Here is a 26,976-nt window from a genome sequence, read left to right as displayed (position 1 = left end):
ACCGCCGCGATCTGGCACAACGACAACACCGACGCACCGGTCCACCGGTCACTGACCGCCTACGACCATTGACCCAGGGTCGGCGGCCCGCACACAGGCCACCCACCCCTTGGAATCATTCATCTAGAACGATCCGAAAGGGACGACGACGTCCATGGCACAACGCTACGCACTAGCCGAATCCGATGACGCGTTCCTCGCGACGGCGGCCCGGCGTTACGAACACACCGTCGAGATGGCGGCCGGCCCTGATGCGGTATGGGCGGCGCTGACCGGTGACGACGCGCTGGTCTCCTGGTCCACGGTGATCACCGGGATCCAGTGGACCTCGCCGCGCCCGTTCGGCGTCGGCGCGACCCGAACGGTGACCCTCGGGCATCTCATCCGGCTGGACGAGCGGTTCTACCGCTGGGACGACGGCGAACGCATGACTTTCACCGTGGACGCCGCCTCCATCCCCGGGCTACGGCGTTTCGCCGAGGACATCGCGCTCGCGCCACACGGGGAAGGTACTCGGCTGAGGTGGACCTTCGCGCTGGAAGGCGAACCGGCGCTGCGACCGCTGCTGGCTCTTGCCGGGCCGGGCACTCGACTCGTCACCGCCGCCATCGCCGGGGGCATCGCACGTCGGGTCCGCACCAGCCGGGAAACGGGGAACTGATGTCCGTTGAGACGAAAATGCCGGAGGCTGCCACGGTTTCCACTTTCGAGGTGCGCAACCCGGCGACAGCGGCGACGGTGGGTGTCCACCCCGTGCACACGGCGGCGCAGGTGGACGCGGCGGTGGCCCTCGGCTACGAGGCGGCGGCCTGGTGGGCGGATCTCGGGTTCGCCGGCCGCGCACGCCGGCTCGACGCCTGGCGTGCCGAAATCGCTCGTAGGCGTGACGCGCTTGCCCGTATCGTGCACGAGGAGATGGGCAAGCCCATCGCCGACGCCAAACTCGAAATCGTCATGGCGCTCGAGCATCTGAAATGGGCCGCGCGGCATGCGGAAAAGGTGCTCGGGCGCCGGCCGGTGCCGTCGAGCCTGCTGACGATCAACCATGCGGCCGAGGTCGAGTACCGTCCGTTCGGCGTGGTCGGGGTGATCGGCCCGTGGAACTACCCGGTGTTCACTCCGCTGAGCTCGGTGTCCTTCGCGCTGGCAGCGGGCAACGCGGTCGTGTTCAAGCCGAGCGAGTACACCCCCGGCGTAGGCGTCCTGCTAGCCGAGATGTTCTCCCGTGTCGTGCCGGAAAAAGCTGTCCTGCAGGTGGTTACCGGGTTCGGGGAGACCGGTGCGGCGCTGTGCCGCAGCAACGTCGGCAAGATCGGATTCACCGGTTCGGCCGCCACCGGCAAGCGAGTGATGGCGGCCTGCGCCGAGAACCTGACACCGGTACTGATGGAATGCGGCGGCAAGGACGCACTGATCGTCGATGCCGACGCCGATCTCGATGCGGCCGCCGATGTCGCCGTGTGGGGTGGCATGTCGAATGCGGGCCAGACTTGCCTCGGTGTGGAGCGGGTGTACGTGCACACCGCCGTCTACCGCGAGTTCGTCGCGAAGGTGGTGGAGCGCGCGGGCGCCGTTCGCGCGGGTACCGGCTCGGCCGAGATCGGACCGATCACCATGCCAAAGCAGATCGAGATCGTTCGCGGGCACATCGAGGACGCGCTGGCCCGTGGCGCGCGGGCGCTGCTCGGCGGGCCCGACGCCATAGACGGACAGTTCGCGCAGCCTACTGTCCTCGTCGACGTCCCCGAGGACGCCACGGCCGTCACCGAGGAGACCTTCGGTCCGACGCTCACCATCACCGAGGTCGCCGACATGGACGACGCCGTCGACCGCGTCAACGCGACCGCGTACGGGCTCGGTGGCACGGTGTTCTCCGGTCGCAACGGCCAGGCCGTGGCCGATCGCATCCGGGCCGGCGGCGTCTCCGTCAACGCCTTCGTCGCGCATGCGCTCGTTCCGGCGCTACCGCTCGGCGGTGTCGGCGGCTCCGGATTCGGCCGGGTGCACGGCCCTGATGGACTCAAAGAGTTCGCCTACGCCAAAGCGACTACGCGGCAGCGCTTCCCGTCGCCTCTGGCGCTCACCACATTCGCCCGCAGCGCGGCCGCCGACGCGATCGTCGACCGCCTCATCGCGGTGCTGCACGGAAGGATCCGATAGCGATGAGCGACTCGATCGAACATCGGCACATCGTCATCGTCGGCTCGGGTTTCAGCGGCATCGGTCTGGCGATCAAGCTGCGAGAGGCCGGATTCGGGGATCTGGTGATCCTGGAGCGTGCGGATGACCTCGGTGGTACCTGGCGCGCGAATACCTACCCGGGATGTGCCTGCGACGTGCCCTCCCACCTGTACAGCTATTCCTTCGCGCCGAACCCGGACTGGTCGCGCACCTACGGCACACAAGCCGAGATCCTGGAGTACATCCGTGCGGTGGCTACCGAACACGATGTGCTGGGCCACATAAGGTTCGGGTCCGAGCTGCTGGACGCGCGCTGGGACCAGACGTGGACGCGCTGGCGCATCGAGACATCCCGCGGTCCGCTCACGGCGGACTTCCTGATCTCGGCGACCGGCCTGTTCGCCGAGGCCAAGTACCCGTCGCTGCCCGGTCTGGACACCTTCGCGGGCACGTCCTTCCACTCGCTGCACTGGGACCACGACTACGACTTCACGGGCAAGCGGGTCGCGGTCATCGGCACCGGCGCGTCGGCGGTTCAATTCGTGCCGGAGATCCAACCCGAAGTCGCGAAATTGGTACTGTTCCAACGGTCCGCACCCTGGATCATGCCGCGACTCGACCGCCGCACTTCACGCCTCGAACGCCAGCTGCTGCGGCGAATCCCGCTGGCGGGCAAAGCTATTCGCGGGAGCTGGTTCACCGCGATCGAGGGCTTCGGGCTGGTCGGATTCGTGGACAAGCGCTTCCGGCACCCGTACGAGTTGCTCGGCAGGCTGCAGTTGCTACGCCAGGTCCGAGATCCGCGACTGCGACGCACGCTGACTCCCGACTACATGATCGGCTGCAAACGGGCGATCTTCTCCGACGCCTACCTCCCCGCGCTCGACCAGCCCAACGTCGCGGTCGTCACCGATACCATCGCCGAGGTGCGGTCACACTCGATCCTGACCCGCGACGGCACCGAGCACGCCGTGGACGCGATCATCTACGGGACCGGATTCACCCCCGTTCCCACCGCGTTCGAACGGTTCGTCGGTCGCGACGGCCTGTCCATGGCGGATCTCTACCGCAAGCAGCCGCAGAGCTACCTCGGTGCGACGCTGGCCGGGTTCCCGAACTTCTTCTGCACCCTGGGGCCGTTCGGTGCGGCGGGCAACCAGTCCGCGATCTTCATGATCGAATCGCAGATCGCCTACATCGTCGACGCGCTCATTGCGATGCGGACTCGGCGGGCAGTCTGCATCGAGGTGAAACCGCAAGTGCAACAGAGATTCCTGGACGAGATGGCACAGCGCAGCAAGTCCACGGTGTGGGTCACCGGCGGTTGCACCGGTTACTACCAGACACCCGACGGTCGCAATGCGGGCTTGTACCCCAACTGGAGCTTCGAATACCGCAGTCGCACCAGGCGCTTCGACATCGACTCCTACGACATCGACTCCCGCGACGACGAAGTCCACGAGGTGCGCGCGTGACGAGCCCCGGACCATTGGCGCTTCTACACCGCTTCGGCGTGCCGCCCTACGACGTACGTGGCAAGACCGTCCTCGTCACCGGCGCGGCCCAAGGCATCGGCCGTGAACTGGCCATCCTCCTGCACCAGCGGGGCGCGGCGATCGCACTGGTCGACATCGACCTTGTCACCGCACAGACAACCGCCTCGGAACTCGGTGAACGAGCATTGGCGGTCGACGCCGACGTCGCCGACCGCGCGGCCATGGAGAAGGCCATCGACCGGACCGTCGAGCGCTTCGGCCGCCTCGACGTGGTGGTCGCCAACGCGGGTGTGGTTCCGAAACCGGCCACCGTGCGCAGCATGGACGCGAGCAGTTTCGACCGTGTGATCGGCGTCAACCTCACCGGTGCGTTCAATACCGTGCGCCCGGCCCTCGACCATGTCGTCGCGGCGCGCGGACACGTGGTCGTCGTCTCCTCCTGCGCGGCGTTCGCGCCGGGAATGGGCGGCTCGCCGTACATGATCAGCAAGGCGGGCGTGGAACAGCTCGGCCGCGCCCTGCGTGTGGAACTGGCGCCGCACGGCGCCACCGCCGGCGTCTCCTACTTCGGTGTCGTGGACACGGCGATGACCCATGCGACCCTGGACCAGGACGACCTAGGGCGCGCCATCGGCGAACTGCTGCCCTGGCCACTGAACACCCGCATCACCGCGGCCGCGGCGGCGCGCGTCATCGCCGACGGCATCGGCCGCCGCGCGCCGCGCACCATCGCGCCGTCCGGGTGGGAGCCGTACGCGCTGCTGCGCGGCCTGGTCAATATCGCCCTCGACCATCGGCTCGCCCGCGACCCGAGGCTCGCCACCCTGATCCGCCGCCTCGAGAACACGCCATGAGCAGCGGCAAGGGAAGCCGCCGACGGTCATTTCACCAGCGAACCGCGCGAATTGCGGCCGCGCCGGGAAATGCCGCTGCCACCGACACTGATCCACGCCAGCGACGCCGAATTCTTCGCCGGCGACGCCATCGCGCTGGCCGACCGGCTACGCACGGCGGGCACGACATGTGAACTGGTGCTCTGGCCCGGCCAGATGCACGTCTTCCACATTCTCGCCGCCGTGGTCCCCGAAGCCCGCGCCGCCTACCGCGATGCCGCGCGTTTTGTCGGCGAACACATCGGCAAGGTCGCCGCCACGCGTTTTGCCCGCACACCTCTCGAATCCACTGTCGCCCAGGCAATACCGAAGGACGTTTCGTGACAAACCCCAGCTTCGACACGCTCTGCGCTGCCTTCCGGCACAATGCCGCCATCGCCCCGGACGCCGTCGCGCTGCGTACCCCCGGTGACCAGCGCACGCTCACCTGGCGTGAGTATGGCCGACAAGTCCGCGCGGTCGCCGCGGGGTTGGCGGGGCTGGGCGTGGGACGTGGGGACACGGTGGCGATGATGATGGCCAACCGGATCGACTTCTACCCCTTCGAGGTCGGCGCGCAACACCTGGGTGCCACCTCTTTCTCGGTGTACAACACGCTCTCCGCAGAACAACTCGCCCATGTGCTCGGCAACTCCGGTGCTCGGGTGGTCATCTGCGAAGCAGAGTATGTGCCTCGCCTGGATGCCTGCGGAATCCAGTTCGACCATGTCGTCTGTCTCGACGATCCTGCGGAGGGCACCCTGTCGGTGGCGGAGCTGCTCGCGTCTGCGCCTGCGGATTTCGACTTCGACGCCGCCTGGCGCGCGGTCGGTCCCGAGGATGTGGCCACGCTGATCTACACATCCGGTACCACCGGTAACCCCAAGGGGGTCGAGACCACGCACGCGAATCTGATGTTCGAGTGCTACGCCGTCAGCGAGGTGCTCGACATCCATTTCGGCGACACCATCACCTCCTACATGCCCACCGCACATATCGCCGACCGGCTCACCGGGCTGTACTTCCAGGAGGTGTTCGGCACCCAGATCACCTGTGTGGCCGACGGCAGGCAGATCGCACCGGCATTGGCCGACCTGCACCCCACGATCTGGGGCGCGGTGCCCCGCGTCTGGGAAAAGCTCAAAGCAGCAATCGAATTCACCGTCGCCAATGAACCTGACCCGGAACGGAGGCGGGTCATGCAGTGGGCGATGTCGGTAGCCGCCGAGCGCGGCGAGTACGAACTCGCCCGCACCGCAGTTCCCGCGGATGTCGCCGCCGATTGGGCGCGAGCCGACGAGCTGGTTCTCTCGCCGCTGCGTGCCCGAATCGGTCTCGACCGGGTCCGGTGGGCGATGTCGGGCGCGGCGCCCATCCCACCGCAGACCCTGGGATTCTTCGCCGGGCTCGGTGTCCCGATCGCCGAGATCTGGGGCATGTCCGAATTGGCCTGCATCTGCAGTGTGAGCCACCCACGTGACGCCCGGCTGGGCACCGTGGGCAAGCTGCTCCCCGGCATGGAGGTCAGGCACGACGACGGCGAACTGCTCGTCCGTGGGCCGCTGGTCATGAAAGGCTACCGCGGAGAGGCCGAAAAGACCGCTGAGGCAGTGGATTCGGACGGCTGGCTGCGTACCGGCGACGTGATCACCATCGATGCCGATGGGTACCTGACGGTCGTCGACCGCAAGAAGGAGCTGATCATCAACGCCTCCGGGAAGAACATGTCACCGACGAACATCGAGAACACCATCAAAGCCGCAACACCGCTGATCGGTGCGATGGCTGTCATCGGCGACGGCAGGCCCTACAACACCGCCCTCGTCGTCCTCGACGCCGAAACCGCCGGTCCGTACGCGGCACAGCACAATCTGCCCGACCCAGGCGCCGCCGCGCTGGCGGTGGACGCCACCGTCATCGAGCACATCACCGCGGGGATCGCGAAGGGCAACGCCAAGCTCTCTCGCGTCGAACAGATTCGCCGATTCCGCATCCTGCCCACGTTCTGGGAAGCCGGTGGCGACGAGGTCACGCTCACCATGAAGCTGAAACGGCGGGTCGTCACGGAGAAATACGCCACCGAGATCGACGAGCTCTATCAGGACGTCCCGGGGCCGAGCGTTCACCAACCAGAGTGAGCGCCCGGTCGCGCGCTGGCGATCCGAGCTTCGAGGATGGGGCCGCCGACCAGGTCAGGAGTCTGCGCACCCAGGGCTGCGACCACTAGGCGTTGTGCCCGGTCAAGCGCAGCAGGACCGGCAGCAGCGCCGGTCGCACGGCGGCCGCGTCGAGCAAGCGGCTCACTCCAGGCCACCGGTCACCGACGCTCCGCGCAGGCGCCGTGCCCGTTCTCACTTCGCTGTTCCTCCGGTGTTCAGGCTTGCGTCTGTGAGGTTCTGAGCGGCGAAGCGGGCGATAGTACATGCCTGGCGTGCATGGGCTTCCGGATGGGCGGTGCGTTGCTCCAGCACGGCGCGGATCCGATCCAACGATGCGGCGGCATCGGTGCTCGCGCCGCGAAGCACGGTGTGCTGGTGGTCGAGTTCGCGGTATGCGAGGTCGATGTCGTAGTAGCGGCGGCGTAGATCGGCTATGTGGTTGAGCAGGTCCGCTACTTCGCGTGTGGTCAGGGTGAGGGTCGGGTGCTCCTCTCCGGAGAGGATCGCCTCGCCCGCGACCTCGGCGCAGCGAGCGTGCAGTACGTCGAGAATGTCGGCCACACAGATCACCTCCCACGCTGCGGCGGAGCATTTCACACGGCTTCTCGGTGCCTCCAACCATCGGATGGCGCGCCGCAGCGCGCCGCGGGCGACGATTCGCTCGACTACGATCCGATCACAGGTACGGTACTGGAAGCCAGTCGGCCGGGGAACTCCTCCGCCGCTGTCATGGCCTCGTGCGAGGCATTGCCCCACGATACGTGCGAGTAACACCGGAACGCTGTACACGTATGTGGAGTGAGGGTGCACACTACGCGGAGCCGGAAGTCGTAATCCCTCGTCCGACCGGGTCGAGCTGTGAAGTGAAAGGAGCTGGCGAGTGTTCAGCCGCATCGCCATCGTGAACCGGGGTGAGGCCGCCATGCGCCTTATTCACGCCGTCCGAGATCTGGCGGCGGAGACCGGTCTACGGATCGAAACCGTTGCTCTGCACACTGATGTCGACCGGAACGCGACGTTCGTGCGGGAGGCCGACATCGCCTATGATCTCGGCCCGGCATCTGCGCGCCCGTACCTGGATCTGAAGGTTCTGGAGCGCGCCCTGGTGGAGACCGGAGCCGATTCCGCCTGGGTGGGCTGGGGATTCGTCGCGGAGGACCCGGCGTTCGCGGAGCTGTGCGAGCAGATCGGTGTCACTTTCATCGGCCCGAGCCCCGAGGCCATGCGCAAGCTCGGTGACAAGATCGGTGCGAAGCTGATCGCCGAGGAGGTCGGCGTACCCGTCGCGCCGTGGAGCCGCGGTGCGGTCGAGTCCGTGGAGGCCGCCGTGGCGGCCGCGGCCGAGATCGGCTACCCGTTGATGCTGAAGGCGACCGCAGGCGGCGGTGGCCGCGGCATCCGGGTGATCACGAACGAGGCCGAGCTCGTCGATGCCTACGAGCGCACCTGCCAGGAAGCCGCGCGGGCGTTCGGCAGCGGCGTGGTGTTCCTGGAGCGGCTGGTCACCGGCGCCCGGCATGTCGAGGTCCAGGTGATCGCCGACGGCCAGGGGACCGCGTGGGCGCTCGGCGTCCGCGACTGCTCGGTGCAGCGGCGCAACCAGAAGGTCATCGAGGAGTCGGCGTCACCGGTGCTGAGCCCCGAGCAGACGGCCGAGCTCAAGGGGTCGGCCGAGCGGCTGGCGATAGCGGTCGGCTATCGCGGTGCGGCAACTGTCGAGTTCCTTTACCACCCCGGTGAAAAGCTGTTCGCATTCCTCGAGGTCAATACGCGCCTGCAGGTCGAGCACCCGATCACCGAATACACCACCGGTTTCGACCTGGTTCGCGCGCAGTTGTGGGTGGCATCGGGAGGCCGGCTCGAGGGCGACCCGCCCGCGGAACGTGGGCACGCCATCGAGGCCCGGCTGAACGCCGAAGACCCCGACCGCGATTTCGCACCCGCCCCGGGCCGCATCGCGCGGCTGGACCTCCCGGCCGGGCCGGGCATTCGCGTGGACACCGGTGTCAGCGAGGGCGACACGATTCCCGCCGACTTCGACTCGATGATCGCCAAGATCATCGCCTACGGCCGTGACCGGAATGAAGCGCTGGGCAGGCTGCGCCGGGCGGTGGCACAGACCCGCGTGGTCATCGAGGGCGGTGCCACGAACAAGAGCTTCGTACTCGACCTGCTGGACCAGCCCGAAGTGATCGACGCCAGCGCGGACACCGGCTGGATCGACCGGGTTCGCGGTGCGGGCCGTCTGGTATCGCACCGCCACTCCGCCATCGCGCTGGCCGCCGCCGCCATCGATGCCTACGAGGAGGAAGAGCGAGTCGAGCGGCATCGGCTGCTGTCCACGGCATCCGGCGGACGCCCGCAGGTGCAGCACCAGAGCGGCCGGCCGCTCGACCTGAAGTTGCGCGGCGTCGGCTACCGCGTGCGCGTCGCGCGCATCGGCGCGCATCGGTTCCGTATCGGTATCGAGGCCGGTGGCGATATCCGCACCGCCGATGTCGACCTCGAGCGCTTCGACCGGCACGCCGGGCAGATCGTGGTCAACGGCACCCGGTACCGCGTGATCACCGGCACGCACGGGCCGATCCATCTGGTCGATGTGGACGGTGTGACGCACCGGATCAGCCGTGACGAGGGCGGTGTCGTCCGTGCGCCCGCCCCCGCGCTGGTCGTCGCCACGCCGCTGGAGATCGGCGCCGAGGTCGAAGCGGGCGCGCCGGTGCTGGTGCTGGAGAGCATGAAGATGGAAACGGTGCTGCGTGCGCCGTTCCGGGCTCGGTTGAAAGAATGCAGCGTTTCCGTCGGCACTCAGGTGGAGACCGGCGCACCGATGCTGCGGCTGGAACCGCTGGCCGAGGGTGGCGAGGCCGCGGAGGACACCCCGGTCGAGTCGGTCGAACTGGACCTGCCCGGCGAGCCCACTCCGGTCCGGCCGCACGAGCGACTGGCCCGCGGCCAGCAGGACCTGCGCAGCCTGCTGCTGGGTTTCGACGTCGACCCGCACGACGACCTCCGGGTGCTCGACGACTACCTCGCCGCTCGCCGGGCGGCCATCGCGGACAACCGCAGGCCGCTGGCCGAGGAACTCGAGCTCGTGCAGGTATTCGCCGACCTCGCCGAACTGAGCCACCACCGGTCGGGAGACGAGGACGGCGGCCACGGCCACGTGCACAGTGCCCGCGAGTACTTCCACACCTATTTGCAGAGCCTCGATGTGGAGCGGGCCGGGCTGCCGGAGTCGTTCCGGGCCAAGCTCGCCAAGGCGCTCGGGCACTACGGCGTCACCGATCTGGAACGCTCCTCCGACCTCGAAGTCGCGGTCTTCCGGATCTTCCTGGTCCAGCAGCGTCCGTCCGACATCGTCACGGTGATCACCACCCTGCTGCGCGAGTGGCTGGGGGAGCCGGTGCCGGACCGGGCCCTGCGCGAGCCGGTCGGTCTGGCGCTGGAGCGGGTGGTAGCGGCGACACAGGTGCGCTTCCCCGTGATCGCCGACCTCACGCGCGGCCTGGTGTACGCCTGGTTCGGCCAGCCGTTGCTGCGGCGTAACCGCGCCCGCGTGTACACCAACGTCCGCAAGCACCTGAGCCACCTCGATGCGCACCCGGACGCAGCCGATCGCGCCGACCGCGTCGCCGACATGGTGCGCAGCACCGAGCCGCTGGTACGGCTGCTCGGCCAGCGGCTGGTGCGCGGCAACCCGGACAACACGGTCATGCTGGAGGTGCTGACCCGGCGGTACTACGGCAACAAGGGACTCACCGGCGTTCGCACCCACGAGGTGGGTGGCTGCACGTTCGTGATCGCCGAGCGCCGGGGCTTGACCCTGGTGTCCGCCGCGGTGAGTTTCGACGCGCTCGACACCGTGCTGCGCGGCCTCACCGAGCTGGCGACCGGCGCGGTGTCCATCGAGGCCGACATCTACCTCGGCTGGGAGAAGCAGCCCGAGGACTTCGACGCCATGGCCGCGGCTCTGCAGGATGTGCTCGGCGCGCAACGGTTGCCGAAGCAGGTGCATCGGATCACCGCCACCGTCGCGGGTAGCGGCGGCGCCGTGATGCACCATCACTTCACCTTCCGCCCGTCTGCCACCGGCATGGCCGAGGAGCGACTGATCCGCGGCCTGCACCCGTACATAGCGGAGCGGATGCAGATGAGGCGGCTGCGCAAGTTCGACCTCACCCGGCTGCCGTCCTCGGACAACGACGAGGTCTACCTGTTCCGGTGCGTCGCGAAAGAGAATCCGTCGGACGAGCGACTCGTCGCGTTCGCGCAGGTGCGTGACCTGGCGGCACTGCGCGAGCACGACGGCAGGCTGCTCGCACTGCCGACGGCCGAGGGCACCATCGCCACCTGCGTCGACTCGATTCGCCGGGCGCAGTCGCGGCGGCCGTCGGCCAAGCGCTTCAACACCAACCGCATCGTGATGTACATCTGGCCGCCGCTGGACATCACTCCCACCGAGTTCGAGACCATCGTCGAGCGCGTGGAGCCGACGACCGCGGGCGCCGGGTTGGAGGAGATCCTGATCATCGCGCGGCAGCGCGACCCGGAGACGGGTGAGCTGATGAAGGTCGCCGTGCACATCTCCTTCGATGCCACCGGAGGCACCGAGGTGATCGTCAACGAGCGGACCGACGACCCGGTCGAGCCGCTCGACGAGTACCGGCAGAAGGTGCTGCGGGCCAGCAGCCGCAACACGGTGTACCCCTACGAGCTCACCGGTCTGCTCGGCCGATTCGCCGAGTACGACCTCGACTCCGACCACGCGCTGGTGCCGGTCGACCGGCCGAAGGGGCACAACACCGCGGCCATCGTCGCGGGCGTGGTCACCACGCCGACCGCGCTGCATCCACAGGGCGTCACCCGGGTCGTCCTGCTCGGGGATCCGACGAAATCGCTCGGTGCTCTGTCGGAGCCGGAGTGCCGCCGTGTGATCGCCGCAATGGATCTGGCCGAACAGATGCGCGTGCCGCTGGAGTGGTACGCGCTGTCCTCCGGCGCCCGGATCTCGATGAAGTCCGGCACGGAGAACATGGACTGGGTGGCGGCGGCACTCAAGCGGATCGTCGAGTTCACCCAGGACGGCGGCGAGATCAACATCGTGGTCTCGGGCATCAACGTGGGTGCGCAGCCGTACTGGAACGCCGAGGCCACCATGCTGATGCATACCAAGGGCATCCTGGTGATGACGCCGGATTCGGCGATGGTGCTCACCGGCAAGCAGGCGCTGGACTTCTCCGGCGGTGTGTCGGCCGAGGACAACTTCGGCATCGGCGGCTACGACCGGGTGATGGGCCCCAACGGTCAGGGGCAGTACTGGGCGCCGAACCTGACCGCCGCGCGCGACGTTCTGATGTCGCACTACGACCACACCTACATCGCACCCGGTGAGCAGTCGCCGCGGCGGGCGCAGACCAGCGACCCCGTCGATCGCGACGTCTCCGATTTCCCGCATGTGGTGGCGGACAGCGATTTCGCCACCGTCGGCGAGATCTTCTCCGCCGCCAAGAACCCGGATCGCAAGAAGCCCTTCGACATCCGGACCGTGATGCGGGCGCTGTCCGACCAGGACCACCCGGTGCTGGAACGGTGGGCGGGGATGGCCGACGCCGAAACCGCGGTGGTGCAGGACGCGCATCTGGGCGGTATCCCGGTGTGCCTGCTCGGCATCGAGTCACGGGGGGTGCCGCGACGCGGCTTCACGCCCACCGACGGCCCGGACACCTATACCGCGGGCACGCTGTTCCCGCAGTCGTCGAAGAAGGCCGCGCGGGCGATCAACGCCGCTAGCGGCAATCGGCCGCTGGTCGTCCTGGCGAACCTGTCGGGCTTCGACGGCTCGCCCGAGTCGATGCGCAAGCTGCAGCTCGAGTACGGCGCCGAGATCGGCCGAGCGATCGTAAACTTCGAAGGCCCCATCGTCTTCTGCGTGATCTCCCGGTATCACGGTGGCGCGTTTGTGGTGTTCTCGAAGGCACTGAACCCGAATATGACCGTGCTGGCGCTGGAAGGCTCGTTCGCTTCGGTACTCGGTGGCGCCCCGGCGGCTGCCGTGGTGTTCTCCGGTGAGGTCGACACGCGCACCGCGACCGATCCGAGGGTGCGGGAGCTGGAGGCGCGCGCCGCGAACGCATCCGGCGCCGACCGCATGGCCCTGACCGCCGAACTCGACGAAGTCCGGTCGTCGGTCCGCGCGGCGAAACTCGGCGATGTCGCCGCGGAATTCGACCGTGTGCACAGTATTCAGCGCGCTGTCGAGGTCGGTTCGGTCGATGCCATCATCCGCGCCGCCGAACTGCGCCCGCGCATCATCGAGGCAATCGAGGCCGGTCTGCCCGGCTGATACGCACTGCCGAAGATCGCTGTGCCGATGCGCCGCGGCGCAAGGACGCGATCAGGACGAGACGGCGACCACGGACTGGTAGGTGTGCGGGTCGTCGATGGCGTCGAGGAGATAGTCGGCGAGGTCGGCTCGCGAGATGCGCGAGCCGACCTTCGCACTCGCACCCAGTGAGACGCGTGGACCGCCGCTGGCGGGTGCGTCGGTCAACCTCGTGGGGCGCACCGCTGTCCAGCGCAGATCGCTGTGTGCGAGCAGGTTTTCCATGCGGGTCATGTCGGCGTAGGTGTGCCGCATGATCCTGTGCAAGAGGATGGCCATGAGTCTGGTGCTCGGTCCGGCGTCGGCCGGGATGTCCAGCGCCCCCGAGGAGATCACGAGAAGTCGTCCGGCCGGGGGCATGGCGGCGATGATCTCGCCGGTGGCGGCGGAGTAGACGGTGGTGGGTCCGCGCCCGGCCGCGCCGAGCGCGGAGATCACCGCGTCGTGATCGTCGAGCAGTCCGGTCAGTGCGCCCGCAGCGCATGGATCGGCCGTCACCACGGTCGATCCGTGCACGCGGGCCGGCGTGGTGGTCGGGCGGACGACAGCGGTGACGCGATGCCCTCGGGCCACGGCCCGGTCGACCACCATCCGCCCGGTGCGACCGGTGGCGCCGAGGACGGCGATGGCGTTGATGGTCATGATGATCCTTTCAGTCGGCCAGCAGGGCCAAGGCGGCCCGGCGGGGGAGCAGCCGCAATGCGGCGGTGAATGCCCGGTCGACCGGGCTGGTGAGTACGACGGCATCGGTCATGCCGGACAAGGCTTTCCGAGCGCGGTCCGCGACCTGCTCGGGCGTCTGGAGCAGCCAGGGCGGCACATCGGCGGCGGTCTGCGAGGCAGTGGCGGTGACGCCAGGGCACAGGGCCAGCACTCGCACGCCGCGTGATCGCTGTTCGTGCCAGAGCGTTCCGGAGAATGCCGTGACGAAGGCCTTGGTCGCGCTGTACACGGCGAGACCGGGTTTCGGGGTGTGTCCGAGCGTCGAGGACACGTTCACCAAGGCACTTCCGGGCGTCGCCGCGTCGAGGAACGCGTGCGCCAACACGACCACCGCCCGGCAATTCACATCCAACGTGGCGAGCGCCGATTCGACTGGAACCGTGGCGAAATCGCCGTGCGCGGCGGTTCCGGCGTTGTTGATCAGCAGCGTGTAGCAGCCGTAGCGGAGCCGTTCCGCGGCCGCCTGCAGCCCTTCCTCGGTGCTGAGGTCGGCGGCCAGATAGTCGTGCCCAGTGCCGAGTTCGGCCATCAACGTCTCGAGGCCGTCGACGCCACGTGCCACGGCCGTCACCGAATACCCCTGCGCTGCGAGGGATATCGCGAATGCGCGCCCGATTCCCGCGCTGGCGCCGGTGACCAGTGCTCTCACCGCTCGGCCTCCGGCTTCGTCGCCGGGTCGAACAGGAACGAGATGCGCTCCATGACCGACTGCCGCTTGGTGTTGTGGAAACTCGCTATCCGCCATTGGCTGTCGGCTTCCCGCACGACCGTGTAGGTCTGCGTCTTGGACAACTCCGCCGGGCGGTCGTGCTCGTAACGGTCACCCCGGCTGGTGATAATCGCGACGTCGCTGCCGTAGAAGCGCACCCCGAGGAAAGCGTCGGCAAGCTTGGTGCCCTTCAGGAATCCCGAGAACAGGGCACGGTGCGACTCGGTGAGGTCGCGGCGGCCCACGTAATGAGTGCCCAGAAAGGTGGTGTAGGTGGCGTTCTCGGCGAAGGTGGCACCGAACGCGTCGGCGTCATTGCGGTCCCAGGCCGCGGTCATGGCGGCGATGGTGGCGCATACGGCCCGCAAGTCGTCGGCGCTGCCACCGTCGGGAGTGACGGTCGCGCACTCGGCGACACCGGTGCTGCGGACCTCGGACGTCTGATCCAGCCACACGTATCCGCCGCCGGCGGCGACGCCGAGCGCGAGTGTGGCGACTCCGAGGGTGCGCAGCACGATGCGGCGTCGCGTCTTGCGCGGGGTGGTCGGCTCGGTCTCGGGGGTGGTCGACGTCATGGGAAACCCTTTCTCGTGCTATTCTCTGCTCAGAAGAATTAACTGCGCAGAAGATTTCTCTTCGTTGAGGAAGAGAGTAGAGAGAGGACTCCGCCTTGTCAACACGTCGGCGCGACGTCGATCCCGGCCTGGTCTTCCGCCGGTACCTGAGTTCGGTGGTGCTGCATGCGCAGGCCGGAGCGAAGGCGGTCGGGCTCGGGGCGACGGATCTGTACGCGCTCAACATCCTGGAACTGAGCGGTGCCATGACCCCCGGCGAGCTCGGTGCCCGCACCGGTCTGACCACCGGCCCCACCACCCGCCTGATCGACCGTCTCGAACAGGCCGGTTACGTGCGCCGCGCCGCCGCCTCGGGCGACCGCCGCAAAGTCATCGTCGAACCCATCGACCGACCCGCCGATCTCGACCGGGTGCTGGCCCCCGCGCGCCGTAATATCGGCACCATCATCGAGAGCTACACGCCTGAACAGCGCGAACTCCTCTTCGATTACTTCGCCCGCGCCGCCGACGCCTACCAGCAGGCCGCCGACGAAATCGCCGAACAGGCCACTGCCGGCGACTAGCGCCCGACGCCCACGGGGTGCCACCACAAAATGACGCTGTGAGCTGCGGTTTGCTGGCTCGTCGCACCCACGGTATATGCGCCAGCGGGGATGGCGCCTTGCGCCCCGAAACGGCTGACGACATCGGTCAGGAATCGAGAAGCGCTGGTCACCGGGCCGCACATAGCGTTACTGCCATGAACATCACCACTGATCAGACCACTATCGACTCCGTCATCCTCGAGATGCCCGATCCCGCGGCCGGCGCAGCCTTCTACGCCGCCGCGTTCGGTCTGGGCGACAAGCTGCGCGTGCGCGCCTCGGAGGCGCCGACGAGCGGGTTCCGTGGCTTCATCTTGTCGCTCGTGGTGTCTCAGCCGAGCGCCGTCGACAGCCTCATCGGCACCGCTGTCGACGCGGGCGCGACGACGCTGAAGCCGGCCAAGAAGAGCTTTTGGGGCTACGGCGGTGTCGTCCAGGCTCCGGACGGGGCGATCTGGAAGGTCGCGACCTCGTCGAAGAAGGACACCGGCCCGGCCACCCGGGAGATCGACGAGTTCGTGGTGCTCCTCGGGGTCGACAACGTCAAGACGACCAAGCAGTTCTACCTCGACCGTGGCCTGACCGTGGCGAAAAGCTTCGGCAGCAAGTACGTCGAGTTCGACGCCCCGTCGTCGTCGGTCAAGCTGGCGCTCTACGGGCGTCGTGCCGCCGCCAAGGACGCCGGCGTCGCCCCGGAGGGCACCGGGTCGCATCGGATCGTCATCGGCGGCGATATCGGATCCTTCACCGATCCGGACGGGTTCGCATGGGAGGTCGCGTCGGCCTGAGGCCGCTCGGTCTGACACGTGGACCCGGTGTTGTGGGCATGCATCTCGCTCGTCCGGTCGATGTCGTAACGCCGATCGGTTACCGGACAACGAGTTCTCGTACACAACCAGGTTCGGCGAGTGTCGCCGAACCTGGTTGTTCACCCGCTGAAATCAAGAGTTCCGGAGAGTCGGGCGATGTCCGCGGCGGTCTAGATCTGGGCGTGCGTCATGAGGACGTCCGAGATCTCGCGGGCGGCTCGGTGACCGGATTCCACGGCCCCGTCCATGTAACCCGCCCAGCGAGTGGCGGTTTCGGTGCCTGCCCAATGCAGTGGACCGATAGCGGTGCGCAGCGCAGTACCGAACCGGGTGAGGGTTGACGGCGCGGTGAACGCTCCGTAGCACCCGCCACTGAATTCCTCTTCGGCCCAGTCTCGTTCGATGTAGGCGATCGGATGCTGGGCCTGTGGTCCGAAGTATCCGGTCAAATCGGTCAGAACTCGGGATCGACGCTCGGCCGGATCCAATCGACCGGCGGCATCCGCGTGCTTGCCCTCGAGGAATCCGACGAGCACTCCGGGCGCACCGGCGGGCGGGGTGTTGTCGAAGACGGTGCCCAATGGCCGATGATCGCTGTTGGCCTGGCCGCTGAGCCCGTCACGGCGCCAGAACGGCTCGTCGTAGGCGACATTGACCTTGATCACCCGTCCCATCGGCATGCGCTGGACGAGTTGGTCACGGTCGCCAGGAAGGCCGGGACCGAAGCGGATCCGTGCAGCCAACGGAGGTGGCACCGCAATCACCGCGCGGGCGGCTCGGACCGTGGTCCTGCCTGCGGAGACCTGGACGCCCGCCGCGTCCCAAGAGATTTCGGTGACCGGAGCGCCGAGCACGATTCGGTCGCCGAGTTCGTCGGCCAAAGCCAGCGCGATGCGTTGCGAACCTCCGACGACACGGTCCTGTTGCGCCCCGCCCGCGGTGCTGATCAATGCGTCCAGTCCGCCCGCCGCGCCGACGTAGAAGCAGGCCCACAGTGCGGACAGGTCCTCCGGCTCCGCGGAGAACACCGCTTCGGTGATCAGCCGGAAGAAGGATCGGCCACCGGAGGTGTAGACGTTCCGCCGAAGCCAGGTGGCGAATGTCTGGCCGTCCAGGTCTTCGGCTTGCTCGGCCAGCCACGGCTCCCGCGCCGCGACCTGCCGTGCGAGGCGGTCGAGTCGCCACTGGGCCTGTGCGACATCGGCCAGCGCCACCGGGTTCAGTCGGGGTACGCGACCGGTGTACACCGACCGCGCCGTGCCGATTTCGGCGATGTGCCGACCTTCGGTGTGTGTGGGGAAGGTGGTCAGGCCGAGCTCATCGATCAGCGCGAGCACCTGATCCTGTCCCGGTCCGACCCATTGGCCTCCTACCTCGATCGGAGCGCCACCCGGAAGTTCGGCATTGAGCAGCCGCCCGCCGACGCGGTCCCGCGCTTCGAGGACCACCACCTCACGCCCGGCCCGGACCAGGTCGCGGGCGGCAACCAACCCCGCGATCCCGGCTCCCACCACCACGACATCCACTGATGTCTTCACCGCCACCTGCCTTCATACATGATGTATCTTAAATACACACTGTATGTGATATCCATGGCGTATGGAATCGGTTCGGGCAAAATACGCGGAGAGCACTCGTCAAACGCTGTTCGACACCGCGCTGCGCGTGTTCGCGGAACGGGACTATGCGGACGTTTCGGCGGAGGAGCTGGTCCGCGCGGCCGGTCTGACCCGCGGCGCGCTCTACCACCACTTCGATGGCAAGCGCGGCCTGTTCGAAGCGGTCCTGAGCGAGCTGGAGGGCCGCGCGGCACAGCGGATCCGCGAAGCAATCGCGTCGAGCTCGGATCCATTCGAGCGCGCCGACCGCGGGGTAGCGGAATTCCTGAACATCTGTGCCGAGCACGACTACCGCCAGATCGTATTGCTGCAGGGGCCGCTCGCACTGGGCTGGCAGCGCTGGCGCGAACTGGATCAGCAGCACCTCGGCGGACTGGTCGTAGACGCCGTACGAGCGCTACTCGACGCCGAACTCATCCGGCCACACCCCGCCGAACTGGTCGCCGGCGCGTTCTACGGCGCCCTGACCGAACTGTCGCTGACCATCGTCGATACCGATCACCCCGACCGAGCCCGCGCACAGGCGACCCGTCTCGTACGAGACCTCCTCGGCGGACTGGCGACGGGGGCAGCCGGGTAGCCTCGGGCCCCGCTGCCCCGCTCGTGTTCGATAGCTCAGCGAATGGCGGGCCGAAAATGTGCGCTATCGGTCCTGGTATCAGTGAGTGTCGTGTAAGGGCTCATCACGCCCGTCTGCCGTCCGGAGCGCCACCGTCTGTTTCGGGGTCCAGTAGATTCGGCCTTCCTCGAACTCCTGGTAGGTGCCGCTGTCGAAGGGGATTTCGTCAGATGTCGGCCAGCCGAGCGGCCCCGTCTCGAATCCGCTCCGGTTCCAGCGCTCCCGGATTTCGCCGTGCACCCGGTAGGCAGGCCGATCGGTGCGCCGGTAGAGCGCTCCGCTCTGGAAGCCCTGCACCTCACCCCATTCTCTGCTACTGGACGACTCCCTGAGTTCGGGTGGCCAACAGCCGCCTGCTCCCGAATTGTTGTCGTTGCGGCGAACACGACCACCGCGACGGACCCGGCATCAGGACTGTTCGACTTCTTCGACGGCGGATGCCAAGCGCCTCGCGGCGATCGGCTTCAGCCGGCGCACTGAGTGGTAAGGGTGGTCGATGCCGAATTCTATTGAGAGCCAATAAATCCAGGCATATGGTGCAGACTGTCGGGGCTTCGAGGCGGCGTTCGTGACCGCCGGCGCGGGTGAGGGGGCAGGCGTTCGCCGACGAGATCGACGACCCACTCAGCGGATGACCCCAGCGAACGAAAGTGAGCACCTCCGAGTGAATTCCGAACCTGAAGTCCGCACGGCCGCCGGAGTTGTACGTGGCACGTGGGAGGACGCCGTCGCGGTCTTCCGGGGCATCCCCTATGCCCAGCCGCCGGTCGGGCCACGACGGTTTGCGGCCCCCGTTCCGGCGCGGCCGTGGGTCGGCGTCCGCGATGCGCTGGAGTTCGGTCCGTCAGTTCCCCGAGCAGGCTGCGCGATGTCGTCGGTGTCCGGCGGCACCGGTGATTCCGGCGACTGGTTGACCCTCAACGTCTGGTCAGCTGACCTGGGCGCCGCCGGGCTGCCGGTGATGGTGTGGATCCACGGGGGCAAGTACCTGGAGGGCACCTCCAGTAACCCGCACCACGACGGTGCGACTCTTGCGCGGGCCGGTGTGGTGATGGTCAGCATGAATTATCGCGTCGGTGTGGAAGGCTTCGCCCACATCACCGGGGCTCCGGACAATCGCGGCATTCTCGATCAGGTCGCGGCGTTGCGGTGGGTACAGGACAATATCGCCGCGTTCGGCGGCGATCCGGGCAACGTCACCGTATTCGGCCAGTCCGCTGGCGCGGGTTGCGTTGCGGCGCTGCTCACCATGCCGATGGCCGCGGGGCTGTTTCGTCGTGCGATAGCGCAGAGCGTCCCGGGCACCTACTTCTCCCCGAGACTCGCCGCCGCCATCTCCGCGACCATCGCCGCGGAACTCGGCGTGCAAGCCACCGTGGGTGAGCTGGCCGGTATCCTTCCGCGCGCGCTGACCGGCGCGACCGGCTCGATCATCCAGAAGATGCCGGAACTCGTCGAATCATGGGGTCCTACCGCGCTGACCCCTACACCGTTCTCACCCGTCGTCGATGGTGACGTCCTCCCGCACGCGCCGTGGCGTGCGCTCGCCGGGGGTGCCGCGCGGGGCATCGACCTGCTCGTGGGGCACACCCGTGACGAATACAGTCTGTTCACTGCCCGGCCCGGCAGCGAGGTGACCGATGAGCAGGTGACCGCCACGCTCGAGCGTCTCGCGCCCTTCGCCGGCGGCAGCGGCGGCTACCGCGACGCCTACCCCGAGGCGAGCCCCGGAGAACTGGATGAACTCGTCAACTCCGACTGGCTGTTCCGGATGCCCAGCCTGCATCTGGCCGACGCGCAACACGCCGGCGGCGGGCATGCCTGGGCCTACGAACTGTGCTGGGCCTACAACCGGGAGCAGGGCGCCTCGCACAGTCTCGACAACCTGCTGGTGTTCGGCACGCTCAGCATCGACGATGTGCGCAGCCATCGGTCCGCCGTTCCGAACGCGGCGGACGAGGCCGTCCGCGTTGCCCACCACATGCGCACCGACTGGCTGAACTTCGCGACCACGGGTAACCCCGGCTGGGCGGCCTACGATCCGGACACACGATCCACCCGTGTATACACCGCCGAGCCGATCACCCAGTCCTACCCCGAGGAACGCTCTCGGCACATCTGGTCCAGGCACCGGTTCGACACCCTGGACCTGCCCCGTATCCAGTGACGGGTGTCGTATCACGGCATGAGTGAAGCAATCCAGGTAGCCGGTGCGGTACCCAGCTCATGCTGATCGGTTCGGCGGCCCGGGTTCGGCGCGCGGGAGGAAATGGGCAGGAGTCGGGCCGTCGCGTGGGCGGTCACCGTTTGTCGGGACCTTTGCCGGGTAAACACCTGCTCGGCAGGACCCATGCTCGGCTCGGACTGCGGCAACCCGCTCTCGGTCCCGGCGGACCGCCGTAGCCGATGTGTCAACAGTCAGCAAGGAGCGACAGCTCAACAGACATCTTCGGCAGCGTTCAGGCCCGACTGCGGAGGAAGCATCAGATGACCGAATCCGGCCCTACTGATCTCAAGAAGCGGCAGCGCGCAATGTGGGCATTGGGCGACTACTCGGCTGTCGCCGCCGAAGTCATCCCTGGACTCGGCCGCCGTCTTGTCGAGGCCTGCGGCATCGGTCCGGGGCAACGTGTGCTGGACATCGCGGCCGGATCCGGGAACGCGGCGATCCCGGCCGCGGAGACCGGTGCAAACGTCGTGGCGAGCGATCTGACGCCGGAGCTGTTCGAGGCAGGTCGGCGGATCGCCGCCGCGCGGGGCGTCGACCTGCGGTGGCAGGAAGCCGACGCGGAGGCGTTGCCCTACGCCGATGCCGAGTTCGACGTCGTCATCTCATGCGTTGGCGTCATGTTCGCGCCGTTCCACCAGGCGGCCGCGGACGAACTGGTGCGCGTCATCAAGCCGGGCGGCACGATCGGGCTGATCAACTGGACACCCACCGGATTCATCGGGCAGATGTTCGCCACGATGAAGCCGTTCGCTCCGCCGCCCCCGCCCGGTGCGCTGCCGCCTCCGCAGTGGGGCGACGAGACGCATGTCCGGTCGCTACTGGGCGATCGCGTCGCCGACTTGGAGCTGCGGCGCGAAAAGGCCGTCATCGATCGCTTCCGCGACGGCGCGGAGTTCCGCGACTTCTTCAAGGCCCACTACGGACCCACGGTCGCGGTGTACAAGGCCATTGCCGCCGAGCCCGACCGGGTCGCGCAGTTGGACCGCGCACTCGCGGATCTCGGTTCCCGACACGACCTGGGCAATGGGCAGATGGAGTGGGAGTACCTCTTGGTCACCGCACGCCGATCGGGCTGAACTGCTGTAGGGCCTCGAGTGGGCACCGTGGTTGAAGCTGCCCGTGGGGTATGTCGGCTCGCCTTCCTGGATGGCGGGCAACCGCCGCGACACCTCGCCGAGGTACGGCGGTCGGCCTCGAGGAAAGCGCGGCCGAGTCACGCCCTGGCCGGGTGCGGGATCGGTGGTCCGAACCAGTGGCAGAGCAATAGAGCGAGTTCGACGTCGAGCCTGTCTTCCGCGATCGGTCTGCCGCGCCGCGACACTGCTCGTGCGACCCGGTACTTCACCGAGTTGGAGTGCAGGTCGAGTTCCGCGGCGGCCGCTTTGTAGCTCGATCCGGTGCGCAGGAATACCCGCAGTGTCTCGCGTAGCCGTGCGTCGTTGTCATTGTCGGCGGCCAGATCGCCGAGTACCTCGCTGACCCATTCCCAGGCCTCCGTGATCCTGTCACCGAGCAGGGCCGCTACCGACAGCCCGGGATCTTCGGCCGCGATGATTCGCGGTTCGGCGTCTCCTCGCGCCAGAGCGACCGAACGCGCGTCCTGGGCAAGGCGATGCGACCGCCGGAAACCCGAAATTCCGGCGGCCATCGTGCCGATCGCTACCGATGGTGCATCGGCTTGTCCGGCCGCGAATTCACGCACCCTGGCGACGGCGCCCGCTTGCGCTGACCGATACGGCAGCCACGCCCAGCCGCTCATCCGATCGGCCGCGAGGAAGAGTGGGGCCGCGGCGGTTCCGGCCGCTTCCGCCGACTTACGGACGAATCGTCGCAGCTCGGCCAGTTCGTCACCGTGGGCCCCGGTATCGGGATACCAGACGATAAGCGCCAAATGGTGCCATTGCAGCGGATAGTGGATCTGTCCGGCGGCGCCGTCGATATCGACGATCTTTTTGCCCGCCAGCAGCTCGCGCACACGGAGAGCGCGGACACTGTTGCGGGTTTCCAACCACTGCTCGCGCTCCGCGTCGTAGATGGCGACGACTTGCTGGGTGACGTGGTCGAGATACTGGAACAGCCGGGTGGTGATCGCCTTTCCGACGAGAAACTGTTCGACCGGCGTGATATCCGGGGCTTGCAGTTCGGCGAAAACCAGTTCGGTGACCGCCCGCTGGCCGAGGTAATATCCCCGAATCAGGGCATTGAGCGGGACGCCGTGCTGGGCCAAGCGTCGGGTGTACTCGATCGCCACCGAAGGCAGGTGGATTCGCGTCGCCGGAATATCGTGCCTCAGCGCGTGCAGCAGGGTGTCGAGATTGCCCTGCACGCTGGACCCGAGCAATTCGGCGGAGTGGACATCCGCACGCAGCTCGGGGACTTCCTCCTCCAGTCCACGGTGGATACTCGCGCTGATGTCCGTCACCCGCTCGTTCATGCGGGCGGCGATTCTCGCGACACAGCGGTCCACCTCGATATCACCGTCGCGACGAAAAGTCGTCACAACCTGATGATAGTTACATCGCCGTGACCGCTGCGGTGAATCGAGCAGCCGATACTGTCTTCCGGGGACAAGACCTGCGCCGAATTCAGTCGGTACACGACGGTGCCGATCCGCCGCGCGATTTCTACAGTTTTCAATGATCCCTGTACCCGGGTGCTGAGGACATCGCATGACACTTTCGACCCTCCTGGATCGTCGTGCCCAGGCCGCGCCACAAGCAGCAGCCCTTGCCGACGACTGCAACGAACTGAACAACCGCGAATTGCTGGCGACCGTGCAGCGCGCCGCGGCCTGTCTGCGCGCGGCGGGCATCACGAACGGCGACGTCGTCGCGGTCATGCTGCCCGCCACCGTCGACCTCGTGGTGTCGTTGTTCGCCACGTGGCGCCTGGGTGCCACGGCGACCCTGATCGACCCGTCCCTGAGCGACGCAGAGGCCGGCTACCAGATAGCTGACGCGGGCTCCAAGGTTCTCATCGTCGCTGCGTGTCCTCCGGACATCTCCTCGCCGGTCCGGGTCGTCATGCCCGCCCGCGACTTCGCCGCGGCGCAACCGGATCCCACCGATGCGGCGTGGCCTGGCGACGGGGGACCGGCGCTCATCACCTACGTGGACAGCGGGAACCAAGCGATGCTCGACCACAGGAATCTCGAGGCAATGTGCCAGTTGGTGATCAGGGTATTCGCGCTGAGCGATGCCGACCACAGCCTGTCGACCCTGCCCATGTGGCAGGTGAGCGGGATCATGGTCGGCGCTTTGTCACCGTTGGTCGCTGGGGGGCGCGCCACCATGGCGGGCCCGCTGGGCCCGGAGGGATTCGCGGACCGGATCGAACACAGCCGCCCCACCTACCTCTCCGCGGTCCCTGGAAATTTCGCAGCGCTGTCCGACCTGCCCGGCCACCTGCGAACGAACAACGAGTCGGTGCGGTTCGCAATCTGCTGCATGGAACACGCGGGAATCGAACTCAGAACCGAGTTCGAACACCGCTGTGGAATACCGCTCATCAATGGGTACGGGTTGAGCACGGTTATCGCGCGAGCGCACGAAATCCGCGTACCGGCGACGAATTAGACGACGGCGTTCCGGCCGGTTGGGGCCGTGGAATCGGCCGTAAAATAGTCGGTACCCGTCCACTCCTCGAGGAGGCTGGTGATGGCCGACAATCCACGATCGATCGCCGAAATCGATAGGGCGCTCCCGTCGGGCGAGGGGCAAGAGCGCTTCTCCGGCTACGGGGTAATGGGGATGCCATTCGCCAGCGGCCATTACTTGGCGCTTCGGCATTTCCCGGCCAGCTCGCTCGGGGAAGGGTACGACGCGGTGTGGCATCGGGACCCGGCCGGTGCATGGGTGATCTACAGCAGTGTCTCCCCGGAGGCCAGCTGCGCCCGCTATTACGGCTCGGCGGTGAAAGACGTACGGACTGAACGCATCTCGGTGACGTGGACGGGTCCGTTCGCCTTCACGGTGGAGGTGCGGGACAAGCTCGTGTGGGATGTGGAACTGGGACGGTCGGCGGCTACGGTGGCGATGACGGGTCTCGGTCGCGTTCTACCCGACGGGTTATGGCGACGCCCTGCGGTCTTGTCGCTCATGTCGCGGGTCGCGGGTCCGGTGTTGGGCGTCGGACGGGTGCGGCTCAGCGGTACCTCCCCGAACGGTCAGTGGTTCCGGGCCAATCCGCGGATGATGTGGATCGTCGAGAACAGTCGGGCGCGGATCGATGGAATCGATATCGGCCCTCCCGGGCCGCTGGCCGAACAGGTGCGATTGGGCGATTTCTGGCTGCCGCAACGCGGAATGTTCGCCGTGGGCGAGACATTTTTCGAGCTGTACGATGCGGAACGCCATCAGGCGGCCCGCCCCGGCTCATGACGGGAGAACGTCCCAGCCGGATTCGACCGAGCGTCTGCATCGCTCGGGATCGTCGCCCGCGGCGACGAAGAGTGCGGTGAGCATCGGGACGCCGTAGGCGAGGGTCTCGCGCGGCAGCGGTCCCGAGGTGACCAGGGTGGCGAGGCCGTGGCCGATGGCCCATGCCTGTGTCGCGAGCTCCAGCGGGTCGACGTCGGCCCGGAAGCGGCCGTCGGTTTTCGCTCGCTGCACCGCGTCCACCAAGCGGTGCAGCGTCTCGTCGGCGGCCGCGGCGTCCTCGAGTTCGAAGCTCGCGTCGAACATGACGCGATAGAGATCCGGGTTCTCCAGCGCGTTGCGCAGGTACGCGGCACCGAGCGCGACTTGGTCCCGGACCGGGTCGGAAGTCGTCGCGATCCTGGCGAGTTTCGCGGCCAAGCGGGTGAAACCCTCCTGCCGCAAGGCTTTCCACAGCCCGTCCATGCCGTCGAAGTACGTGTAGACGGCCATGGTCGACACTTCGGTGCCCGCGACCAAGGCGCGCAATGTCACCGGCCGGCGCATCCGGAGCATGTGCGCGGCTCGTTCGATCAGCATCGACCGGATGCGGGGATTCTTGCTGCGTGCCATGGCGCAAAATAACATAGCATTGTTATGGTTTGCTCCGGGTGCCGCACCGCGGACCGAGACGAACGAAGGAGTGGACCATGGCCGTGAAACTGGTCAATCCCGAGGCATTGCCGAAACCAGAGGTGTACCGCCAACTCTCGATCGCCGAGGGATCGAAGCTGGTGTTTTTGGCGGGCCAGGTGGCCCGCGACGCAAACGGCGAGAAGGTCGGCGAGGGCGACTTCGCCGCTCAAGTCGAGCAGGCGTATCTCAATGTGGCCGCGGTCATGGCCGAGGTCGGTGGCTCCTGGGACGACATCGCCAAGCTGACCATCTACGTCGTCGACTGGACGCCGGACAAGATGCCGCTGCTCGGCGAAGGGGTCGGGCGCGCCGCCGAAAAGCTCGGCATCGATCCGGTCAAGCCGATCACGCTGCTCGGCGTGTCGGCCCTTGGCGAGCCGGACATCATGGTGGAAGTCGAGGCGACCGCGGTACTGGACTAGCGCGTCGTCGACGAACGTTCGTTCGGCTGCCCGGACCGTGGGTCGGTCGGAGCTGCGAGCACCCGACGGGCGCTGCGCCGCTTGGTGGCATACGGCAGTACGAACATGTACAGACCGGAGAACAGGAGCAGAGCCAGCGGGAGCAGCGGTAGGTAGGACACCCAGACCACCGGCTCCTGCTCTGCCAAGGCGACGAAAGCGGCGAGCACGGTCGAAACGAAGGCGATGGCCGACCAACGGTGCAGCTGCCGGACCCACTGTGCGGACGAACGCTCTCCGGTCTCACGCGCCTGCCGGGGCGGAATGTCCGCGGCTGGGCGGGTGCGCCGCGCGGTGGCGTACGACACCGCGAAAATCGAGAGACCGGAAAAGAGGAGCAAGGCGAGCGGAGGCAGCGGTAGGTAGGACACCCAGACCGGACCCTGCAGCGCCAAAGCCACGACGGTGCCGATGACGGTCACCGTGAAGACGATGGCCAGCCACCGGTGCGTCTGCCGAACCCGCTTGTTCCAGTTCATCGCGTCCTCCTCCGACGGCGAGCA

The 26,976-nt window shown here is 67.5% G+C and carries 25 protein-coding genes and 1 pseudogene; 15 read left to right on the top strand and 11 right to left on the bottom strand.

The genetic code is table 11. The features are described from left to right. The first annotated feature begins 154 nt into the window (after positions 1–154). The 6 genes from IU459_RS33190 to fadD11 all read left to right on the top strand — a co-directional run bounded on the left by IU459_RS33190 (position 155) and on the right by fadD11 (position 6,687). On the top strand, positions 155–661 hold the full coding sequence (locus tag IU459_RS33190) for an SRPBCC family protein (protein WP_195133547.1): 507 nt from the start codon (positions 155–157) through the stop codon (positions 659–661). 17 nt (positions 662–678) lie between these two features. After that, positions 679–2,160 carry an aldehyde dehydrogenase family protein gene (locus IU459_RS33185; RefSeq protein ID WP_195133551.1) on the top strand — a complete coding sequence of 494 codons (1,482 nt, stop codon included), beginning with the start codon at positions 679–681 and terminating at the stop codon, positions 2,158–2,160. A gap of 2 nt (positions 2,161–2,162) precedes the next feature. Beyond that, complete coding sequence (locus IU459_RS33180; RefSeq protein ID WP_195133546.1) at positions 2,163–3,656, top strand: flavin-containing monooxygenase; 1,494 nt, start codon at positions 2,163–2,165, stop codon at positions 3,654–3,656. Continuing rightward, on the top strand, positions 3,653–4,531 hold the full coding sequence (locus IU459_RS33175) for an SDR family oxidoreductase (RefSeq protein ID WP_195133545.1): 879 nt from the start codon (positions 3,653–3,655) through the stop codon (positions 4,529–4,531). The genes IU459_RS33180 and IU459_RS33175 overlap by 4 nt, the downstream gene beginning before the upstream one ends. A gap of 69 nt (positions 4,532–4,600) precedes the next feature. After that, positions 4,601–4,894, top strand: coding sequence for an alpha/beta hydrolase (locus IU459_RS33170; protein ID WP_195133544.1), 294 nt, complete (start codon positions 4,601–4,603; stop codon positions 4,892–4,894). After that, a complete protein-coding gene (fadD11, locus tag IU459_RS33165) occupies positions 4,891–6,687 on the top strand; it encodes a fatty acid--CoA ligase FadD11 (protein WP_195133543.1) in 1,797 nt (598 codons plus the stop codon). Before IU459_RS33170 ends, fadD11 begins: the two co-directional genes overlap by 4 nt. Positions 6,688–6,772: 85 nt before the next feature. Here the strand turns inward: fadD11 and IU459_RS39470 are convergent, their stop codons facing one another. Both IU459_RS39470 and IU459_RS33160 read right to left on the bottom strand, forming a co-directional pair. Beyond that, the gene (locus tag IU459_RS39470; RefSeq protein ID WP_267469927.1) at positions 6,773–6,904 is read right to left on the bottom strand and encodes a hypothetical protein; all 132 of its coding nucleotides are present in this window, start codon (positions 6,902–6,904) and stop codon (positions 6,773–6,775) included. Then, positions 6,901–7,269, bottom strand: a complete 369-nt coding sequence (locus tag IU459_RS33160; protein WP_195133542.1) for a hypothetical protein — start codon at positions 7,267–7,269, stop codon at positions 6,901–6,903. Before IU459_RS33160 ends, IU459_RS39470 begins: the two co-directional genes overlap by 4 nt. Before the next feature lie 319 nt (positions 7,270–7,588). Here IU459_RS33160 and IU459_RS33155 point away from each other — a divergent pair, with 319 nt between their 5' ends. Further along, on the top strand, positions 7,589–13,054 hold the full coding sequence (locus tag IU459_RS33155; RefSeq protein ID WP_195133541.1) for an ATP-binding protein: 5,466 nt from the start codon (positions 7,589–7,591) through the stop codon (positions 13,052–13,054). A gap of 51 nt (positions 13,055–13,105) precedes the next feature. Here IU459_RS33155 and IU459_RS33150 read toward each other — a convergent pair whose 3' ends face one another. Genes IU459_RS33150 through IU459_RS33140 form a run of 3 tightly spaced genes read right to left on the bottom strand, consistent with a single transcriptional unit; the run spans position 13,106 to position 15,100 of the window. Continuing rightward, positions 13,106–13,735, bottom strand: a complete 630-nt coding sequence (locus IU459_RS33150) for an NAD(P)-dependent oxidoreductase (RefSeq protein ID WP_195133540.1) — start codon at positions 13,733–13,735, stop codon at positions 13,106–13,108. A gap of 10 nt (positions 13,736–13,745) precedes the next feature. Further along, positions 13,746–14,465: an SDR family NAD(P)-dependent oxidoreductase gene (locus IU459_RS33145; protein WP_195133539.1), complete on the bottom strand. Its 720-nt coding sequence runs from the start codon at positions 14,463–14,465 to the stop codon at positions 13,746–13,748. Then, positions 14,462–15,100 (bottom strand): SgcJ/EcaC family oxidoreductase, encoded by a 639-nt coding sequence (locus IU459_RS33140; RefSeq protein ID WP_195133538.1) that lies wholly within the window; start codon positions 15,098–15,100, stop codon positions 14,462–14,464. Before IU459_RS33140 ends, IU459_RS33145 begins: the two co-directional genes overlap by 4 nt. A 155-nt stretch (positions 15,101–15,255) precedes the next feature. On the opposite strand from IU459_RS33140, the gene IU459_RS33135 reads away from it, so the two are divergent. Together IU459_RS33135 and IU459_RS33130 are read left to right on the top strand one after the other, a co-directional pair. Then, the gene (locus IU459_RS33135; RefSeq protein ID WP_324199122.1) at positions 15,256–15,663 is read left to right on the top strand and encodes a MarR family winged helix-turn-helix transcriptional regulator; all 408 of its coding nucleotides are present in this window, start codon (positions 15,256–15,258) and stop codon (positions 15,661–15,663) included. A 176-nt stretch (positions 15,664–15,839) separates the two neighbouring features. Further along, positions 15,840–16,472 carry a glyoxalase gene (locus tag IU459_RS33130; protein ID WP_195133537.1) on the top strand — a complete coding sequence of 211 codons (633 nt, stop codon included), beginning with the start codon at positions 15,840–15,842 and terminating at the stop codon, positions 16,470–16,472. Positions 16,473–16,663: 191 nt separating this feature from the next. Here the strand turns inward: IU459_RS33130 and IU459_RS33125 are convergent, their stop codons facing one another. Next, positions 16,664–18,031, bottom strand: a complete 1,368-nt coding sequence (locus IU459_RS33125; RefSeq protein ID WP_195133536.1) for a flavin monoamine oxidase family protein — start codon at positions 18,029–18,031, stop codon at positions 16,664–16,666. Between the two features lie 61 nt (positions 18,032–18,092). On the opposite strand from IU459_RS33125, the gene IU459_RS33120 reads away from it, so the two are divergent. After that, a complete protein-coding gene (locus tag IU459_RS33120) occupies positions 18,093–18,692 on the top strand; it encodes a TetR/AcrR family transcriptional regulator (protein ID WP_195133535.1) in 600 nt (199 codons plus the stop codon). Positions 18,693–18,770: 78 nt separating this feature from the next. On the opposite strand, the gene IU459_RS33115 is transcribed toward IU459_RS33120, so the two are convergent. Next, positions 18,771–18,959, bottom strand: a complete 189-nt coding sequence (locus IU459_RS33115) for an LGFP repeat-containing protein (protein ID WP_324199124.1) — start codon at positions 18,957–18,959, stop codon at positions 18,771–18,773. Beyond that, a pseudogene (locus tag IU459_RS39865) lies at positions 18,933–19,040 on the bottom strand (hypothetical protein); the annotation flags it as partial. The gene IU459_RS33115 and the pseudogene IU459_RS39865, both read right to left, overlap by 27 nt. A gap of 355 nt (positions 19,041–19,395) precedes the next feature. Here IU459_RS39865 and IU459_RS33110 point away from each other — a divergent pair. Continuing rightward, the gene (locus IU459_RS33110) at positions 19,396–20,898 is read left to right on the top strand and encodes a carboxylesterase/lipase family protein (protein WP_324199121.1); all 1,503 of its coding nucleotides are present in this window, start codon (positions 19,396–19,398) and stop codon (positions 20,896–20,898) included. A 320-nt stretch (positions 20,899–21,218) separates the two neighbouring features. Continuing rightward, positions 21,219–22,037 carry a class I SAM-dependent methyltransferase gene (locus IU459_RS33105; RefSeq protein ID WP_195133532.1) on the top strand — a complete coding sequence of 273 codons (819 nt, stop codon included), beginning with the start codon at positions 21,219–21,221 and terminating at the stop codon, positions 22,035–22,037. Between the two features lie 137 nt (positions 22,038–22,174). Here the strand turns inward: IU459_RS33105 and IU459_RS33100 are convergent, their stop codons facing one another. Then, entirely contained in the window at positions 22,175–23,461 is a 1,287-nt protein-coding gene (locus IU459_RS33100; RefSeq protein ID WP_324199120.1) for a PucR family transcriptional regulator, read from the bottom strand. 169 nt (positions 23,462–23,630) lie between these two features. On the opposite strand from IU459_RS33100, the gene IU459_RS33095 reads away from it, so the two are divergent. Next, positions 23,631–24,536 carry an AMP-binding protein gene (locus IU459_RS33095; protein ID WP_195133531.1) on the top strand — a complete coding sequence of 302 codons (906 nt, stop codon included), beginning with the start codon at positions 23,631–23,633 and terminating at the stop codon, positions 24,534–24,536. Between the two features lie 81 nt (positions 24,537–24,617). Continuing rightward, positions 24,618–25,340: a hypothetical protein gene (locus tag IU459_RS33090; RefSeq protein WP_195133530.1), complete on the top strand. Its 723-nt coding sequence runs from the start codon at positions 24,618–24,620 to the stop codon at positions 25,338–25,340. On the opposite strand, the gene IU459_RS33085 is transcribed toward IU459_RS33090, so the two are convergent. Further along, positions 25,335–25,949 (bottom strand): TetR/AcrR family transcriptional regulator, encoded by a 615-nt coding sequence (locus IU459_RS33085; protein ID WP_195133529.1) that lies wholly within the window; start codon positions 25,947–25,949, stop codon positions 25,335–25,337. The two genes, IU459_RS33090 and IU459_RS33085, sit on opposite strands and share 6 nt — an antisense overlap. Before the next feature lie 77 nt (positions 25,950–26,026). On the opposite strand from IU459_RS33085, the gene IU459_RS33080 reads away from it, so the two are divergent. Continuing rightward, on the top strand, positions 26,027–26,434 hold the full coding sequence (locus tag IU459_RS33080; protein WP_195133528.1) for a RidA family protein: 408 nt from the start codon (positions 26,027–26,029) through the stop codon (positions 26,432–26,434). On the opposite strand, the gene IU459_RS38900 is transcribed toward IU459_RS33080, so the two are convergent. After that, positions 26,431–26,952 (bottom strand): hypothetical protein, encoded by a 522-nt coding sequence (locus IU459_RS38900; RefSeq protein WP_228838854.1) that lies wholly within the window; start codon positions 26,950–26,952, stop codon positions 26,431–26,433. The two genes, IU459_RS33080 and IU459_RS38900, sit on opposite strands and share 4 nt — an antisense overlap. Between the last annotated feature and the right edge of the window lie 24 nt (positions 26,953–26,976).

The organism is Nocardia amamiensis (assembly GCF_015477605.1).
GTDB lineage: Bacteria > Actinomycetota > Actinomycetes > Mycobacteriales > Mycobacteriaceae > Nocardia > Nocardia amamiensis_A.
This window is presented reverse-complemented; position numbering and strand designations above follow the sequence as displayed.

Coding starts and splice junctions, on each gene's coding strand:
- IU459_RS33190 (WP_195133547.1), top strand. CDS start 155: ATGGCACAACGCTACGCACTAGCCGAATCCGATGACGCGTTCCTCGCG.
- IU459_RS33185 (WP_195133551.1), top strand. CDS start 679: ATGCCGGAGGCTGCCACGGTTTCCACTTTCGAGGTGCGCAACCCGGCG.
- IU459_RS33180 (WP_195133546.1), top strand. CDS start 2,163: ATGAGCGACTCGATCGAACATCGGCACATCGTCATCGTCGGCTCGGGT.
- IU459_RS33170 (WP_195133544.1), top strand. CDS start 4,601: ATGCCGCTGCCACCGACACTGATCCACGCCAGCGACGCCGAATTCTTC.
- IU459_RS33150 (WP_195133540.1), bottom strand. CDS start 13,735: ATGACCATCAACGCCATCGCCGTCCTCGGCGCCACCGGTCGCACCGGG.
- IU459_RS33140 (WP_195133538.1), bottom strand. CDS start 15,100: ATGACGTCGACCACCCCCGAGACCGAGCCGACCACCCCGCGCAAGACG.
- IU459_RS33130 (WP_195133537.1), top strand. CDS start 15,840: ATGAACATCACCACTGATCAGACCACTATCGACTCCGTCATCCTCGAG.
- IU459_RS33120 (WP_195133535.1), top strand. CDS start 18,093: ATGGAATCGGTTCGGGCAAAATACGCGGAGAGCACTCGTCAAACGCTG.
- IU459_RS33105 (WP_195133532.1), top strand. CDS start 21,219: ATGACCGAATCCGGCCCTACTGATCTCAAGAAGCGGCAGCGCGCAATG.
- IU459_RS33095 (WP_195133531.1), top strand. CDS start 23,631: ATGACACTTTCGACCCTCCTGGATCGTCGTGCCCAGGCCGCGCCACAA.
- IU459_RS33090 (WP_195133530.1), top strand. CDS start 24,618: ATGGCCGACAATCCACGATCGATCGCCGAAATCGATAGGGCGCTCCCG.
- IU459_RS33085 (WP_195133529.1), bottom strand. CDS start 25,949: ATGGCACGCAGCAAGAATCCCCGCATCCGGTCGATGCTGATCGAACGA.
- IU459_RS33080 (WP_195133528.1), top strand. CDS start 26,027: ATGGCCGTGAAACTGGTCAATCCCGAGGCATTGCCGAAACCAGAGGTG.
- IU459_RS38900 (WP_228838854.1), bottom strand. CDS start 26,952: ATGAACTGGAACAAGCGGGTTCGGCAGACGCACCGGTGGCTGGCCATC.